The 16,657-nt window shown below is 64.6% G+C and carries 13 protein-coding genes; 11 read left to right on the top strand and 2 right to left on the bottom strand.

What is annotated here, in order from left to right:
- The coding region (locus ACO41U_RS07325; RefSeq protein WP_485942778.1) for a TIGR00366 family protein at nucleotides 1-502 on the top strand (502 nt) is incomplete at its 5' end.
- A gap of 84 nt (nucleotides 503-586) precedes the next feature.
- Here ACO41U_RS07325 and ACO41U_RS07320 read toward each other — a convergent pair.
- Nucleotides 587-2,848 carry a mechanosensitive ion channel family protein gene (locus ACO41U_RS07320; protein WP_485942776.1) on the bottom strand — a complete coding sequence of 754 codons (2,262 nt, stop codon included), beginning with the start codon at nucleotides 2,846-2,848 and terminating at the stop codon, nucleotides 587-589.
- Between the two features lie 203 nt (nucleotides 2,849-3,051).
- Here ACO41U_RS07320 and uvrA point away from each other — a divergent pair, with 203 nt between their 5' ends.
- From uvrA to ACO41U_RS07305, 3 genes are read left to right on the top strand one after another with little or no spacing between them, the layout of a single operon-like run.
- Nucleotides 3,052-5,886 (top strand): excinuclease ABC subunit UvrA, encoded by a 2,835-nt coding sequence (gene uvrA / locus ACO41U_RS07315; protein WP_485942774.1) that lies wholly within the window; start codon nucleotides 3,052-3,054, stop codon nucleotides 5,884-5,886.
- A 5-nt stretch (nucleotides 5,887-5,891) separates the two neighbouring features.
- The gene (gene rlmB, locus ACO41U_RS07310) at nucleotides 5,892-6,809 is read left to right on the top strand and encodes a 23S rRNA (guanosine(2251)-2'-O)-methyltransferase RlmB (protein ID WP_485942772.1); all 918 of its coding nucleotides are present in this window, start codon (nucleotides 5,892-5,894) and stop codon (nucleotides 6,807-6,809) included.
- Between the two features lie 3 nt (nucleotides 6,810-6,812).
- On the top strand, nucleotides 6,813-7,634 hold the full coding sequence (locus tag ACO41U_RS07305; RefSeq protein ID WP_485942770.1) for a pyrroline-5-carboxylate reductase family protein: 822 nt from the start codon (nucleotides 6,813-6,815) through the stop codon (nucleotides 7,632-7,634).
- Nucleotides 7,635-7,723: 89 nt separating this feature from the next.
- On the opposite strand, the gene ACO41U_RS07300 is transcribed toward ACO41U_RS07305, so the two are convergent.
- Nucleotides 7,724-9,052 carry a cation:proton antiporter gene (locus ACO41U_RS07300; protein WP_298781161.1) on the bottom strand — a complete coding sequence of 443 codons (1,329 nt, stop codon included), beginning with the start codon at nucleotides 9,050-9,052 and terminating at the stop codon, nucleotides 7,724-7,726.
- 553 nt (nucleotides 9,053-9,605) lie between these two features.
- Between ACO41U_RS07300 and ACO41U_RS07295 the strand changes: the two genes are divergently transcribed.
- The 7 genes from ACO41U_RS07295 (at nucleotide 9,606) to ACO41U_RS07265 (ending at nucleotide 16,311) form a co-directional block, all read left to right on the top strand.
- On the top strand, nucleotides 9,606-10,592 hold the full coding sequence (locus ACO41U_RS07295) for a sugar ABC transporter substrate-binding protein (RefSeq protein ID WP_485942768.1): 987 nt from the start codon (nucleotides 9,606-9,608) through the stop codon (nucleotides 10,590-10,592).
- A 3-nt stretch (nucleotides 10,593-10,595) separates the two neighbouring features.
- A complete protein-coding gene (locus ACO41U_RS07290) occupies nucleotides 10,596-11,363 on the top strand; it encodes an ATP-binding cassette domain-containing protein (protein ID WP_485942766.1) in 768 nt (255 codons plus the stop codon).
- Entirely contained in the window at nucleotides 11,360-12,340 is a 981-nt protein-coding gene (locus tag ACO41U_RS07285; RefSeq protein WP_298781154.1) for an ABC transporter permease, read from the top strand. The genes ACO41U_RS07290 and ACO41U_RS07285 overlap by 4 nt, the downstream gene beginning before the upstream one ends.
- A gap of 21 nt (nucleotides 12,341-12,361) precedes the next feature.
- A complete protein-coding gene (locus ACO41U_RS07280; RefSeq protein ID WP_485942764.1) occupies nucleotides 12,362-13,507 on the top strand; it encodes a double-cubane-cluster-containing anaerobic reductase in 1,146 nt (381 codons plus the stop codon).
- 4 nt (nucleotides 13,508-13,511) lie between these two features.
- A complete protein-coding gene (locus tag ACO41U_RS07275) occupies nucleotides 13,512-14,351 on the top strand; it encodes an acyl-CoA dehydratase activase (RefSeq protein WP_485942762.1) in 840 nt (279 codons plus the stop codon).
- 84 nt (nucleotides 14,352-14,435) lie between these two features.
- Entirely contained in the window at nucleotides 14,436-15,278 is an 843-nt protein-coding gene (locus ACO41U_RS07270) for a hypothetical protein (RefSeq protein ID WP_485942760.1), read from the top strand.
- A gap of 187 nt (nucleotides 15,279-15,465) precedes the next feature.
- The gene (locus ACO41U_RS07265; RefSeq protein ID WP_485942758.1) at nucleotides 15,466-16,311 is read left to right on the top strand and encodes a hypothetical protein; all 846 of its coding nucleotides are present in this window, start codon (nucleotides 15,466-15,468) and stop codon (nucleotides 16,309-16,311) included.
- Nucleotides 16,312-16,657 lie beyond the last annotated feature (346 nt).

Below are 16,657 nucleotides of genomic sequence, written 5' to 3'. Positions count from 1 at the left end.
GGTGGGCGGCCTGGGGATCAATGGCACGGCGAAGGCCTTCGCGGACGGCTTCTGCGACATAGCCGCCGGGTGCCTCCTCATCGCCTTCGGGCGCACGATGCTGGTGATCCTGCAGAAGGGGCACATCATCGACACGGTGGCCTACTACTGCTCCCTGCCGCTCTCCGTCCTGCCCAAGTGGCTGGCGGCTGAGGGGATGCTGGTGGTGCAGAACCTCATCAACTTCTTCATCCCCTCCGGCAGCGGGCAGGCGGTCGTCACCATGCCCATCATGGCGCCGCTGGCGGACCTCCTGGGCATCAGCCGTCAGGTGGCCGTGTTGGCGTTTCAGTTCGGCGACGGCCTCTCCAACGTCATGTGGCCCACGGCGGACATCCCCATCATCTGCGCGATCGCCCACATCCCCCTGAACAAGTGGTATAAGTTCTTCCTCCCGCTGTTCGGGATCGGGCTCCTGATGCAGGCCATAGGCATCGCAGCGGCGGTGCTGCTGGGGCTGTAGGGCGCCGCCGGACGCGGCAGAGATTTGGTGAATATGAAGGGAATATGAAGGGGGCGGCCGTCAAACGGCCGCCCCCTTCGTGCGTCACGGGTCGAGCGTGCCCTGCGTTTCCGATCCTCCGACGGGCGGGACGAGGTACACGTCCGTGCGGGGAAAGGGGATCTCGATGCCCTCCTGCCGGAACAGGGAGGCGATGTGATGCCGCATGTCGCTTGCCACCTTCATCGTGGAGGCCGCCATCAGGTCCACCCAGTAGTACATCTCGAACTCCAGGCTGCCCGCCCCGAAGTCCCGGAACAGCACGAAGGGAGCCGGGTCCTTCAGCGCCTTGCTGTGGTCCCGGATGACCTTCATCAGGAGCTCCTCCACGCGGCGCGTGTCCGTGCCATAAGCTACCTGAACCTTCAGCACCTCGCGCTTCTTCACGTCGCTGCCCGTCCAGTTCGTGACGCGGTTCTCCAGCAGATAGCGGTTGGGCACGATGACGTCGAAGCTCTCCCAGGTGCGGATGCGCGTGGAGCGGGAGCCGATGTCCTCGACGATCCCATTGGTGCCGTCAACCTCGATGATGTCTCCCACCTTGAAGGGCCGACTGAAGATGAGGATGAAGCCGCTGATGAGGTTATTGAAGAGGTTTTGGGCTCCAAATCCAATGGCCACCGCTATCGCGCCGCCCAGGAACGCGAAGGCCGTCAGGGGGATGTTGACGATCTGCAGGGCGATGAGGACAAAGGCGAACCACAGGACGTAGAAGACGATGCGCTGCGCTGCGCCGGCCGCCGTGGTCTTTGAGGGGAGGCTGTAGAGGATCCACCGCTGGATCCACCGGCTCCCCCAGGAGCTCAGGAAGAAGCTTGAAACGAACACCAGGAGGGCGGTGATCAGCTTGATGACGGTGACGGCGTAGCCCTCGCCCTCCCAGAGCTTCGTGTTGAGGAAGTCCATGACCGTGGCCTTGCCGAAGCTGCCGACCTTCTCCGCGATGCGCACGGCGTTGAGCTTTTCGCTGGCCTCGTCGTAGAACGTCTGCAGCAGGAAGATCTGGTTCGGGATCAGGGAGGAGTAGAGGTTCAGGACGTTGGTGACGGTGTCCTTCGCGTTCTGGAGGGCCTGGCCGAGGTTCTGCCGGGTCCGACCGTCGGTCCCTTCCGCCTGGGCGGTCATCGTGGCGATGCTGCGCTGGAGCTCACTCTTCATCAATTGGACGGCCTCGAGCTGGCGTTCCAGCTCGGCAGTCCTGCTCCTGGCGTCGCTGCGGTACTGCCAGATATCCTGGCCGGAAACCTGGTTGTGAAAGAGCTTGTAGCGCTTCCGCCACAGCTCCTGCGCCTCCCGCAGACAGCGGACCTTGTCCTCCAGGAAGATGGCCGAGTACTCCAGCTTGTTCATGTTGGTCTTGCGCTCCAGGTAGCGCGAAGAGGCGGCGGTGAGGGGCAGAACGTCGGCCGACTTCATGGCGGCGTAGGCCTTCGTCAGGTCGGAGGCCGCGCTCAGCAGCATGCCCCGGCCGTTCTCAAGCTGCGCCGCCGTTTCGTCGATCTCCCGGTCCAGGCTGGCGATGTGGGCGTTGAGCAGGGCCTCCGGGAAGGTGAGCCGCCCCTTGACGGAGGCCAGCTGCGCCCTCATGTCCCGGATGAGCGCGACGTTCGCGTCGCATATCTGCTTTGCGGCCAGGACCTGGGCCCATGAGGCCGCCATCCTCACGCGGGCCAACTCCAGCTTCAGCTCCTGAAGCTTCGGCGGCGTCGGGGAGCCGTCGTCGGCCACCGCACCGCCCTCCAGGCTCTCGATGTCCGACTGGCTCAGCTTGAGCACGCCAAGCTTGGACTGCAGGTAGAACATCTGCACGTCCAATTCGTTGGTCGCCTTCTGGATACGCATCAGGAGGCCGTCGCTGAAGTCGACGTCGGCTGCCGCCGCGAGGTCTTGCGATGCAGGGAGCTCTGAAGCGTCTGCGGCCCGGGGCGGCTGGCTCTGGAGCATGGAGCCGTAGGCGGACCAGTCCATGCTCAGGTCGGAGAGGAGGCGCGCGTACTGCTCGCGCTGCTCCGCGCTGAAGCCCCAGCCCGCCGCGTCCTCGGAGGCCGTCGCGGCTAGCCCGTCAAGCTGCTTCATGCGCGCGACAATGTCGATGCTCGTGAGCTTTCCGTCGCCCAACTCCGCCTCCACGGCGGCCTGACGTTGAGCAATGTCCCTGCTGATCTCCTCCTGCGCCTGAACGACGTCCGCAGGGGGCGTCCAGTCATCCGCTGCGCCAGCCGTCGTGGGCCGGAGGAGCGGCGTCAGCGCCAGGAGGAGCATGAGGAGAAGCTTCCCGGCCGGTGCGCCGGGGCGTCCTGACGTCATGTCCTCACCTCTTTCGATTCGACGATTCGGGATGAGGCGCCGCTGGCCCTCATCCCGTGCCGTGCTTCATGATAGAATACGCGGTGAACGTGAGGGGACGCCCCATCGAGGGGTTGAAACCCGTTGAAGATTATATCGCATTCGGCAGTCCCCGGTGCGCCGGAGAGGCGCCGAGCGGTAGCGAACGAAGGAGAAAACATCTTTTGACCGATTGTATTCACATCAGGGGTGCGCGGGAGCACAACCTGAAGAACGTGAACGTGGACATCCCCCGCGGCAGCCTGGTGGTGATCACGGGGCCCTCCGGCTCCGGCAAGTCCTCGCTGGCCTTTGACACGCTCTACGCCGAGGGCCAGCGACGCTACGTGGAGTCCCTGTCCGCCTACGCACGCCAGTTCCTGGGCGTCCAGAAGAAGCCGGACGTGGACGAGATCACGGGGCTCTCCCCGGCCATATCCATCGAGCAGAAGGGGACGGGGCACAACCCGCGCTCCACCGTGGGCACCGTGACGGAGATCTACGACTACTTCCGCCTGCTCTACGGCCGCATCGGCGTCCCCTACTGCCCGAAGTGCGGGAAGCCGGTGGAGCGCCGCTCCATCGACGAGATCGTGGCTCACATCCTGCAGAACGACGCGGGGCAGCGCATCGAGGTCCTCGCGCCGCTGGTGCGCGGCAAGAAGGGCGAGTTCAAAAACCTCCTGACCCAGGTCCGAGAGCGGGGCTACTCCCGCGTGCGCGTGGACGGGTCCACCCTGTACCTTGAGGACGAGATCGACCTGGACAAGCGGAAGCGCCACAGCATCGAGGTGGTCATCGACCGCCTGCGCGTGGCGGAGGACCGTCGGAGCCGCATCGCGGAGTCCGTCGAGGCGGCCATGAGGCAGTCGGATGGGTACGTGCTCATCGCCGCCGAGGGGGAGAAGGAGTACATGATGACGGAGAAGTACGCCTGCGCGGACTGCGGCATCGCCATGCCGGAGATCGAGCCGCGCCTCTTCTCCTTCAATAGCCCCTTTGGCGCCTGCCCCGACTGCAGCGGCCTGGGCAGTCACGAGCACTTCTCCGAGGACCTGGTCATCGACCCGGACCGGTCCGTGCTGGAGGGGGCCATCATCCCATGGAAGACGAAGCCCTACTACGTTAAGAAGATCCGGCTCTTTGCGGAGAAGTACGGCTGGGACCTGACGCCGAAGTACGGGGACCTGCCTGAGGCGGTCCGGAGCTTCATCTGGAACGGCAGCGGCGCGGAGCGGGTCCCCATGGTGTTCGACGAGGGGGGTGTCGCGCGGCCCTACATGGGGCGCTACGAGGGCGTCGTCAACTGGCTTGAAACCATGCTGAGGGACACGGAGTCCGAGAAGACCCTGGAGGAACTGGCGGCCTATCGGGAAGAGGACGTCTGCCGGGCCTGTGGGGGCCTGCGCCTGCGCCCGGAGGCCCTGAACGTGAAGGTGGGAGGCCACGGCATCGGGGACCTGATGGTCATGCCCATCGACGAGCTGGCCGTGAGGATGCGCCGGCTGGACCTGGGGCGGACGGAAACCAGCATCGTGGAACAGGTGCTGAGCGAGATACGCCGGCGGCTGGACTTCCTGGTGGACGTGGGCGTGGGCTACCTGACCCTCCTCCGCCGGGCGGACACGCTGTCGGGTGGCGAGAGCCAGCGCATCCGTCTGGCGACGCAGATAGGCTCAAACCTCAGCGGCGTGCTCTACGTGTTGGACGAGCCCACCATCGGGCTGCACTCCCGCGACACGGAGCGGCTGGTGCGCTCTCTGGACTCCATTCGGGACCTCGGCAACACCGTGGTGGTGGTGGAGCACGACCGCGAAACGATGAAGGCGGCGGACGCGCTCATCGAGATGGGGCCGGCGGCGGGAGAGTTGGGCGGGGAGGTGCTGCAGAACGGGTCCTACGAGGCGGTGGTGGCCTCAAACGGACTCACGGGGCCCTACCTGCGGGGCGAGGCTTCGGGCATCGTGCGGCGGGGCGAGCGACGGAGGCCCCAGGGCTGGCTCACGGTACGGGGTGCCGCGCACCACAACCTGAAGAACATCGACGTCAAGATTCCCCTGGGCGCGTTCACCTGTCTCTGCGGCGTGTCGGGCTCCGGCAAGAGCAGCTTCCTCTACGACGTGCTCTACCGCGGCCTCCGGCGCAGGTTGGACCGCGACTTTCGTGAGCGTCCGGGCCGCTTTCGGGCCATCGAGGGGGCGGAGGCGTTCGACAACGTCGTGTTGGTGGATCAGAGCCCCATCGGGCGCACGCCGCGGTCGAACCCCGCCACCTACACGGGGGTCTTCTCCCTGATCCGGGAGTTCTACGCGGGGCTGCCCGGAGCGAAGATACGCGGCTACAACGCGGGGCGCTTCAGCTTCAACGTGAAGGGCGGCCGCTGCGAGGCCTGCGGCGGCGCAGGGTCCATGAAGATATCCATGCTCTTCCTGCCGGACATCTACGTGGACTGCGAGGTGTGCGGCGGGACGCGCTACAATCACGAAACGCTGGAGGTGCGCTTCAAGGACCGGTCCATCGCGGACGTCCTGGCCATGACGGTGGACGACGCCGCGGAGTTCTTCGGAGACATCCCTCGCATCGCGGGCCGCCTGCGGCTGATTCAGGACGCCGGCCTGGGCTACATCCGCCTTGGGCAGTCGGCCCTGACGCTGTCGGGAGGCGAGGCTCAGCGGGTGAAGCTCTCGAAGGAGCTGTCGAAGAAGTTCAGCAGCCGGACGCTCTACCTGTTGGACGAGCCCACGACGGGCCTGTTCTACACGGACGTGAGAAAGCTGATGGAGATCCTCCACCGCATCGCCGACAACGGCAGCACGGTGGTGGTCATCGAGCACAACCTGGACGTCCTGCTGTCGGCGGACCACATCATCGACCTGGGGCCGGAAGGCGGGGAGGGCGGCGGCCGCATCGTGGCGGAGGGCACCCCCGAACAGGTGATGCGGAAAAAGGGGTACACGGCGCGTTTCCTGCGGGAGTACGCGCAGGAGATCGAGGGGGCAGTGGCCCTCAAAGGAGCGTAGGACACATGGCGGAACGATTCAGCGGAGGAAAGGGCGGGCCGCGCCGGAGCGGCGGGGAGGGGCGCAGGCGTCCCGACCTGAGGGGGCCAGGACGCCCCACGGAGGCGCGGCGGGGTCGGTCCCCGCGCGAGGAGGCCCTTCGCAGGCCCGCGGAACGGGCCCTGCCGCCGGACGACGTCTGTTGGGGGCGCCAGCCCGTGCTGGACCTGGTGCGGAACACGCCCTCGCGATGCACGCGGCTCCTGATCGCCAACAACGTTCGGCCGCCCTACCTGGATGAGCTGGTGGACCTGGCACGGGCTGGGCGCGTCGTGTATCAGCTGGTGGCGCCGGAGGCCCTGGACAAGCTCTGCCCCGGAGAACGCCATCAGGGGGTGGCCTGCCGGCTGACGGAAACGGTTCCCGTGGACCTGGAGCCCTTTTTGAAGGCCCTGCCCGCCGAGGCTCCAGCCCTGATCGTGGTGCTGGACCACGTGGAGGACCCCCACAACCTGGGGGCCATCGTGCGCTCCGCCGAGGCTGCCGGGGCTGCCGCTGCGGTCTACTCGCGCCGCCGCTCCGCGCTGCCGGGTGGGACGGTGGTCAAGACCAGCGCCGGCGCCTCACTGCGCCTTCCGATGATCCCGGTGGTTAACGTCGTCCGGACGCTGGAGCAGCTTCAGGCCGCGGGCTTCTGGATCGTGGGCCTCGAAGGACGTGCGGAGGTCAGCCTCTGGGAGGACGAGGTGCCGGCGCGCCTGGCCCTCGTCGTCGGCGCCGAGGGGGAGGGGCTGTCGCGCCTCGTGAGCGAGAGCTGCGACCAGCTGCTGCGCGTCCCCATCCAGGGTGGCGTGGGGTCCCTCAACGCCAGCGTGGCCGCGGCGCTTGGGATGTTCGAGTGGCGCCGGACCCGCGCATCCGCTTCGGCTCAAGGAGGGGATTAGGTCGTGGAGAAGGACGTTAGGAGGACGGGCATCGCCGTGATTGGAGCGGGGGCCCTGGGGGGCGCCGTGGCGCGCGGTCTGGCCAGGGCGGGGTGCCGGGTAACGGCTTCGTGCCCCCACCCGGACCGTCGGCCGGAGGTGGCGCAGGAGGGCGTCCGCTTGATCGCGGACAACGCCGAGGCGGCCCGCGGCTCGGAGGTGGTGATGTTTGCCCTGAAGCCCCACCTGACCCTGGGGGCGGTGCGGGAGCTGCGCGGCGCCCTGGGGGGAAAACTATGCGTCTCTCTGGCGGCGGCGGTGTCCCTGTCCCTGCTGGAGGAGGCCGCCCCGGAGGCCCGTTGGGCCCGCGTCATGACGAACGTCTGTGCGGCGATGAACGCGGCCTTCAGCGGCGTGGTCGTCGCGAACGGGTGCGCGCCGGAGGACGGGGAGTGGCTTCGCGCGGCCTTTTCCCTGCTGGGGGACGCGGAGTTTACGGAGGAGGGCAAGCTGGACGCGCTGACCGCGCTGATCGGGTCCGGCCCCGCGTTCTTTTTGGAGCTCCTGGAGGGGGCTGCCATGGGGGGCATCCAGGCGGGGCTGCCGAAGGCCCTGGCTTACCGGGGTGCTGTGGCGGCCGCGCTGGGCGCGGCGCGGCTGGTGACGGGCTCCGGCCGGACGCCCTCCGACCTGCGGGACGCGGTCTGCACCCCCGGCGGCATGACCATCGAGGGCGTTGCGGAGATCGAGCGCCGCGGCGTCCGCGGCGTCATGATGGACGCCGTGACGAGCACGGCGCGGAAGGGCAGCGTCCTGACGCAGAACGTCGCGAAGTCCCTGCGCTGAGGCAGGGACTTCGCGATGGAGCGCGGGGCCGGAGGCGCCTTGACGGGGCGTCCTCGGCCCCGCGCTTCGCATCGGACGGTTATTCCCGGTCAATCCTCGCGCTGCTGGTTCGAGCGGATGTCCTCCAGTTTCTGCCTTCGATGGTGGCGGTTGAACAGGCGCCCCAGAATCCTCTCGGTCTTCTCGGTGAGGGTATAGTTTTCGATCAGGCGGCTCTCCTTCTCCGCGGAGGTTTCACCCCTGAAGGCCGCCTTCAGCATGGCCGGGGAGAGGATGGTGCAGGCGATGATCATGATGATGATCGGGCCAAGGTACTGCTCGTGGATGGCGTGCATGGCGATGCCCTTGTTGGCGACGATCAGCGCGACCTCGCCGCGGCACACCATGCCGAGCCCCGTCTGAACGCACTGCCGATTGGTGAAGCCGCAGAGCTTCGCGCCCAGGCCGCAGCCGATGAGCTTGGAGGCGACGCCCACCAGCACCAGCACCAGCGTGAAGAAGACGAGCCAGCCGGACATGCTGGGGATGGAAACCTCGAGGCCGATGTTGGCGAAGAAGACGGGCGTCAGCAGGAGGTAGCCCATCGTGTCGAACTTGCTGGCGATGTACTGTCCCTTGGGCGCCATGGCGATGATCATGCCTGCGGCGAAGGCCCCCGTGATGTCCGCGATGCCGAACACCACCTCGGCGGTCCAGGCCATGAAGAGGCAGAAGGCAAAGCCCGCCACGGGGTAGCGGCGCAGGTTCCTCTCCGCATTTCGATGGTCCATCCACACCATGGCCCGGTGGTAGGCGACGGCGGCGATGCCCACGAAGGCGAAGAAGCCCAGGAGCCTCACGCCGATGAGCGCCAGGCTCACCTGCTCCCCTCCCATCCCGCTGACGATCGTGAGGCAGATCAGGCCCAAGATGTCGTCGATGAGCGCCGCCGCGAGGATCGTGTTGCCCACCTTCGTGGCCAGCATGTTGATCTCCTTCAGGGCCTCCACGGTGATGGAAACGGAGGTGGCGGTAAGGACGGAGCCCAGGAACAGGGCGGACTCCAAGTTCGTGGCCGGCTCAAAGGCGTAGAGCATCAGCGCCCCCATGCCGAGCGGCGTCAGCACGCCGAGGAGCGCCACGAGGAACCCCGCCTTGCCGGATGCCTTCAGGTCCTTGACGCTGGTCCCCATGCCGGCGGTGAACATCAGGACGATGACCCCCAGCTCCGCCAGCCGGGAGAGGAGCGGCGAGGGCATGAGGCAGAACCGGACGCCGAAGAGGGCGTTCGTGAGCTGTCCCAGCACTGCGGGGCCGAAGATCAGTCCCGCCATCAAGGCGCCCACCACCTGCGGCAGCTGGGCGCGGCGCGAGATGAGGCTGAATATCTTCGTGGATAAGAGAATGACGCAAAGGCTCAAGAGATAAGTGTAATCCAAAGACGATCCCTCCCGTTGATGCGACTGTCGATCGCTGTCCCGTATGCGGGGCATAATGAGCGTTATACCATACTTCCGGAGATTTTAAAAGAAAGGGCTGAAGGGAATTTCCAGCCGTTCCGGGGAGTTCCTTGCGACCTGCTTCGGGACGGCGAGATTACGTTTTTGCCCCCCTTGACTTTACCATCCCCCTTGACGCATACTTACGCGGGGCCTTGGTCGGGGAGTTGGTCTGAACGGCATGGCCCCGCACCCTTTAAGACGGGAGGAGGATCGCCATGTTCGGTTTTTCCTGACGCACTGAGCCGCGGTGCACGGGATGCATCGTTCGGTGCGGTCCTCTGAGGATCGGTCCTGCATCGTAAAGACGATTTCGACAGGCCCCGCCCTCTCGTCCCCCTTCCGTACCGTTCGTTGACCCCCTTGATGGGGTCTTCCCTTCATCTATTTATTTCCATAGCGACACGCGAACGTCCCGTGCCCGACGGCAGGGGAGGTGTTCCGCGTCGCGCAGTCGTGTCATTTTTTAAGTCCTGAGGAGGATTGTGTGTTCATGAAAAAAGCAGTTGCTCTGTTGTTGGTTGCGCTCGTCCTGTTTCCGTCCATGGCCTTCGGCGTCGACGCGAGCCAGGAGGCGAAACGCTTCAAGGTCTGGTTCGACACGGGCGGCGGCCCCGGCGAGTCCTACGGAACCGTGCTGCAGAACGGCGCTGCGGCTGCGGCGCGGGACCTGGACCTTGACATCGCGTTCGTCTACTCCGACTGGAACGCCGAGAAGATGTTGGAGAACTTCCGTCAGGGCCTGACCTCGAAGCCGGACGGAATGGTCGTCATTGGGGTCCCCGGCGACGACGCCTATGAGCCCCTGATCGATCAAGCCTATGCCCAGGGAGCTCTCGTCACCTGCGTTGACACGCCGCTGCCCCGACTCTACAAAAAGTACCAATCCCGCGGTTTTGGGCTGATCGGCCCGGACAACTACAATCAGGGCAGGATGCTGGCCGAGCGCTGCGTTACGCAGTTCGGCCTCAAGGAGGGAGACCGGGTCATGGTCTGGGGTTTGAAGAGTCTGCCCGGACGCGGGCGGCGCGCCCTGGCCATCCTGGACGTGTTCGAGAAGGCGGGATTGACGGCGGACTACATCGAGATCTCGCCTGAGATCAACAAGGACGCGACGCTGGGCGCTCCGGTCCTGACGGGCTACCTCTCCTCCCATGAGGATTGCAAGCTCGTCGTCATCGATCACGGAGCGTTGACCGCGCAGTCCGGGAACGCCCTCCGGTCCGCGGGGATGGACCCCGATCGCGTGGCGGTGGCCGGCTTCAGCCTCTCCCCTGCGACGGCCGAGGCCATCCGTTCCGGCTACCTGGACCTCGTGGGCGAGGGACAGCCCTACCTCATCGGCTATCTGGCCGTTGTGAATCTCGTTCAGTCGCGCCTCTGCGGATTCGGCGGGCTGGTGATCGACACGGCGGGCGGGTTCGTAGACAAGGAGAACATTGAACAGATTGCCCCTTTGGCGGAGAAGGGCGTGCGCTGAAGCGTGGAGGGCGGGAAAGGCGGGGCGGACGCCGCCCTGGTTGAGATGCGGGGCATCCGTAAGTCCTTCGGGAACGTGGAGGCCCTTCGGGGTGTCAACTTCCGCGTGAACGCTGCGGAGATCGTTGGCCTGCTGGGCGACAACGGGGCGGGCAAGTCCACCCTGATCAAGGTGTTGTCGGGCCTCTACGGCGCGGATGCGGGGACGTTCTTCTTTCGGGGCCGGAAGCTCGACTGGACGCGGTCCTGCGTCTCCCGTGCGCGGGACCTGGGCATCGAGACCGTCTATCAGGACAGGGCGCTGGGCCTGCAGCAGTCCCTGTGGCGCAACGTCTTCGTGGGCCGGCATATAAAAGGTTCATGGGGGCTGATCGATGTGGCGGAGGAACGCCGCGTCACCGCGGAGCTCCTGGCGCGCATGGGGCTGGGAGGAGGTCGCCTGACCCCGGACACCCGTGCCGGAGTGCTGTCGGGCGGGGAGCGGCAGGGGCTGGCCATCGGGCGGGCCATGTACTTCGATGCCGAGCTCGTCGTCCTGGACGAACCGACGACGGCCCTGGCCCTGAGCGAGGTGGACAAGGTGCTGGAGTTCATCTGCGGGGTGCGGGAACGGGGAAAGTCCGTGGTGTTCATCACCCACAGCATCGATCACGTCTGGGCGGTGGCGGATCGTTTCGTCGTCCTGTCCCACGGGCTCAACGCGGGGGAGTGGACGCGCGGAGCGCTGACGCTGCCGGAGCTGACAGCGCGTCTGAGGGAGGTCGCGCTATGAACGCAGGCTTTCGGCTGCGCTCGGCCCTTGCGCTCCAGCTTCCCATCACCGCGGTGCTCCTGCTGCTCTGGGGCTTCTTCGTCCTGACCGCGCCCGCGACGTTTCTCTCCCGCTACATCTACCTCTCGTTTATGACGACCATCCCCTTCGTGGCGATCGTCGCGATGGGGATGACCCTGGTGGTCGTGGCCGGGGAGATGGACCTGTCCTTCGCCTCGAACATGGCGATGTCCAGCTTCCTGTTCGCCGTCGTGGCGAAGGCCACGGGGTCCGCAGCGACTGGCCTCGTGGCGGGGCTCGCCGCGGGGGCAGGCATCGGCCTGATCAACGGGCTGGTCGTGGTCAAGACGGGGGTGCCCTCGATCGTCGTGACGATCGGGTTCGATTTCCTCTGGCGGGGCTGCGTGATGTTGCTCTCCGGCGGGCTTGCGGTTGCCTTGCCCTTCGTCCGCCGGCTGCCGTTTACCGCCCTGTTCGTCGGGCGCGTCGGCGGGTTGATCCCCGCGCAGTTTTTGTGGGCTCTGGGGCTGGCCGTCGTCACGGCAGTGATCTTGCACCGCACCTCTTGGGGAGATGCCCTGCGCTTCATTGGCGACGACCGGGAGGTCGCGCGGATGATGGGGCTTCCGGTGGCGCGAGCCCGCGTCGCGGTGTTCGTCCTGCTGGGCCTGACGGCCGCCTTCTCTGGAATTTTGGCGTGCCTGGAGCTGGCCAACTGGTGGCCTACTCAGGGCGAGGGGTACCTTCTGCTGGTCTTCGCCTCCGTGTTCATTGGGGGAACTTCCGTGTACGGCGGCAGCGGCAGCGTCTGGGGTACGACGGCAGGAGCTGCGGTGATCGGCATGATCGAGGCAGGGGTCGTCAGTGCGGGGTGGTCCGGCTTTTGGACGCGCTTCGTACACGGCCTCGTGTTGGTTTGTTCCGTGTCCTTCTACGCCCTGACCGCGCGTCGGCGCGGGAACGGCGTCGGAAGCTGAGTAACCTTAGGGGGGTTCAACATGCACGATATCGACGCCATCTTACAGAAAATGAGGGAGGCCCTTCCCGCCGGTCCGGTGCGGATCAAGGAGGCCGTGGAGGCGGGGCGGAAGGTGGTGGGCTGCTACTGCGCCTACACGCCCTACGAGGTGATCCGCGCGGCGGGAGCCATTCCGGCCACCCTGTGTGCGACGAGCGAGAAGCCCATCGCCGCGGCGGAGGAGCGCCTGCCGCGAAACCTCTGCCCGCTGATTAAGGCCAGCTACGGCTTTGCCCTGACCGACACCTGTCCCTACTTCCACTTCTGCGACCTGGTGGTGGGGGAGACGACCTGCGACGGCAAGAAGAAGATGTACGAGCTGATGGACCGTCTCAGGCCCACGCACGTCATGCAACTGCCTCAGACCGTTTCTGAGGAGGCCGTGGGGCAGTGGCAGGAGGAGATCGAGCACCTGGCCTGGAGGCTTGAGGAGCTCATGGGCGTGACGATCACGGAGGAGGCGCTGAGGCGCGAGATCGCCTGGCGCAACGAGGAGCGCCGCGTCATGATGGACCTTTACGCGCTCTCCGAGCTGAACCCTGCGCCCCTGTCCGGCCGTGAGGTCCACATGGTGAACGAGTACTTCAAGATCAGCTTCAGCGACCCTGAGATGCTGGACCAGATTCGGGACCTGACGCGCAAGGTCCGGGAGAACTACGAGGCGGGCGAGCGCCGCGTGCCGCCGGACCGTCGGCGCATTATCGTCACGGGCTGTCCCACCGGCAAGAGCGTGGAAAAGGTGTTTAACGCCATCGAGGAGAACGGCGGCGTGATCGTTGCGTTCGAGAACTGTGGGGGCATCAAGCCCGCCTACGAACTGGTGGACGAGTCGCTGCCGCCCTACGAGGCGCTGGCCCGGAAGTACCTGGGCATCCCCTGCTCCTGCATGACGCCGAACACGAAGCGCCTGGACCTGTTGGAGAGCCTGGCCGATGACTACGCGGCCGACGGGATGGTGGACCTCATCCTCCAGGCGTGCCACACGTACAACGTGGAGTCCTTCCAGGTGCACGAGCGCATGGAGAGCATGGGCATCCCCTGCATCACCGTGGAGACGGACTACTATCAGGGCGACGTGGAGCAGCTGTCCACGCGCATGGGCGCCTTCGTCGAGATGATGGGGTAGGGGCGTGGGCACGGTGACGGACGGCGTGGACGCGCCGCTCTGGACGGTCGGGGTGGACATCGGCTCGGTAGGGGTCAAAGCAGCTCTGATGCGCGGCTCGGAGTGGGTCGACCGCCTCGTCGTCCCTACGGGCTGGACCCCCGGCGAGACGGGGAACGAGGCCTGCGCGCAGCTTCTGGAGCGGAACGGCCTGGCGCGGGACGACGTGGTCCGCACGGTGGCGACCGGCTATGGGCGAAACGCGGTGGAGGCCGACGCGCGCGTCACGGAGATATCCTGTCATGCCGTGGGCGCAGGCCGACTCTTCCGGGACGGGGAGGACGGCCGCAGCGTGCGGACGATCCTGGACATTGGGGGGCAGGACAGCAAGGTCATCGCCCTGGACCGGGACGGGAACGTGGTCAACTTCCTGATGAACGACAAGTGCGCTGCGGGGACGGGACGCTTCCTGCAGAACATGGCCGTCATGCTGGGCTGCACGCTCGCGGACTTCAGCAGCCTGCCCGACGACCTGGAGCCCCACGCCGTTTCCAGCATGTGTACGGTGTTCGCGGAAACGGAGGTCGTGGGGCTTCTGGCCCGTGGGGTGGACAAGCAGGCCCTGTCCCTGGGGCTGCTGGACGCCGTGGCCTCCCGCGCTGAGGGGATGCTGCGGCGCGTGGGGCTTCGCGAGCCCGTGGCCTTCACCGGCGGGGTTTCGCGGAGCCGCAGCCTGGTGCGTCTCCTGGAGAAACGACTGGGCTGTGCCGTGCGGGTCAGCCCGGACTCGCAGTTCGCCGGAGCGCTGGGGGCGGCGCTCCTGGCCCGGAAGCAGGCGTTGCGGGAGCGAAGCGCCCGGAGTTAAAAAAGAGGCCGTTATTTTCGTGGGAACTCTTCGGCAGCCCCGCTCATCCTTGGTGATATATCCTTTAACCTGGAGGTGTAGCGCATGTTTCCTCGTGATATTGTTTCCGAGTATGCATTTCTGAGGCACTCGCGGAATCTGCTACGTGCGAGAGGAAACTTTATTCGTTCGTGGGCGGACCACGAGCTGAATGCTGTCTTGGGTGAGGGCACCCCTGTATATAATAAATATTTTGGCGGCTGCTGGGTTACCCGCTGCATGCGCCGCTGTATGCGGCAGGACACGGAGCGGGTCGAAAGTATCTTGGAGTCTCTGGCGGCAGAGCGCGGATGGAACGAGGTGCAATGTGCAGAGGCACGGGATGCCGTGTTTGTCCCTGTGACAAAGCCTGTGATGACCCTGCAACTCGGCGCGGAATACGAGGAGGACAGTCTGACCAGGCTTACCGCAGCGCTGGAACGTGAGCCGTCTTTCGAAACCCTCCATGCCGTTACAGCAGCAAAAGCAGGAGCGTCTGATGGAATACTGACTTCCGTTCGATCGATCTTGCCACGCCTTGATGGTATACCGGGTCCCTTTCATTTTATGCTGCATCTTATTGACCATGATTTTTCGATTTATAGCATGAAGCACCTGAAAAATCCGAGTGACCGCGTAAGTATGCTCTGCAAAGCCTATAGCGGCAACCGCACACTCATGCGGGCGATATCAAAACGCGCGGGTGAGCTTCAGCGTAAGCTGATAGAGTCCAGGCCTGATGGTTGCCAGGTTGCGATTCAGGAGCCGATCCGGCGCGTGAGCCTTGAGGGCTATCGCGGTGTGCTGGGTGTCCAATATCTGGAAATCCCGACAAAGGAGAGCTCTTATCCTGTTTTCCTCATTATGAAAAAGCCCTTGGGCCGATCCCATTTCTTTCTCTCTCGCTGAGGGGATTAAATTTTTGTGTCAGACGTCGTCAATATTTTATAGAGGAAACGAGGAGTCCTCCTGTTGGGTAGTCGCGTAAACAACGGTGTTATGAAAGGGGCGAGAAGCGCGCAGCGATACGAGATATTCTTCAGGAGAATAACTCGCCACGGCAGAGAACTATTATGAATGCTAAAGGAGGAGCACGATGAACAGAATCTTTATGTTTGATGACATTTGTGAGCATTTTGAAGAAAATGACGTGGCAGAAGCGCTTGTCAGCGCTGCGCGGGAACGTGGGCGGGAATATATGCGGGACTTGCTGGAGGAGCACGGGATCGATGGCATAATGGATGAAAAGCTCGATCTGTTTTTCTATCCCGCTGCACGGTACAATTTCAAGGAATTTGAGAAGGAACTCTTTCGGTCCCGGGACGACCCCGAGTGGGAGGATGCACAGCGCGATGTATTGCGGAAACTTATGGGGGGCGAAGCGTTCGAGGCAATAGACCAAAATGTGCCGGACGTCCTGGAGTTACTGGAAGAAAATACGGGCGGGGCAGTAAATGGATTCATGTTAATGGAACTGCATCGAGGAGCTTACTGCGAGTTGAGAGAGCGTGCTTTGTCACGGGCGAAAGAACTGGAACAGCTGTCAAATGAATTGGTAGAGCAGGCGCAGGCAGTAGCAGATTCGTTCTTTAGGACCAGTGTGGCAGAAGCTGTCGCGAACGAGCCGCGTCTTTTGGTGAATGCGGAGGATTTCGATGAATTTCGCATGGGGCTGGCCTTGCTGGGTGATGTTGACGATGACATGGGCCTGCCTGATTACATGAATCTGCCTGAGATACGGAGGCTGCTTGACCGCGCGAATGCTTCGAAACAGTATGGGACGTTGTATGAGAGTGCTCTGGGCTATACGCAGAGCAATATTGATCGATGCTGGCTTGCTCCATTTCGTGATCGGATCGATATCGCTTTTGCTCGGCGAGTTGCAGAACGATGCGGCTGGAAGCCGACAGAAGATGACGAAGGCTTGGGCCATTTGAGCTAGACGAAGCATAAGAGGGGTACAGGTCGTTGTGATAGGATTGGCGAGGCTCTGAGGGCAACTCGGGACACGTTTGAACAACGTCTTCGTGACCCTGCTGAGTTTTTGGCTCGACTTGATATTCGGCAGGGCTTCTTTTTAGTTGGCTGTAGAGGTGCTCGACGGTTTTGCCGTTGGCCGTCCGCGGTCGATGTGAAATAATAAGCAAATATGTGCAGCCGGACCCTTGGGGACCGAGCAGTCAAAAGGAGCTGGATCATGATGAAAAGCGTCACCAGAAGTTCGTGCGCCGCATGGGCGCTGTCGCTGTGCCTCGTCCTGTCGTCGATCTTCGCCGGCGCGGCCTGGG

Source organism: Fretibacterium sp. (genome assembly GCF_057312375.1).
The sequence above is the reverse complement of the archived record's forward strand: the minus strand, read 5'-3'. Positions and strand labels throughout refer to the sequence as shown.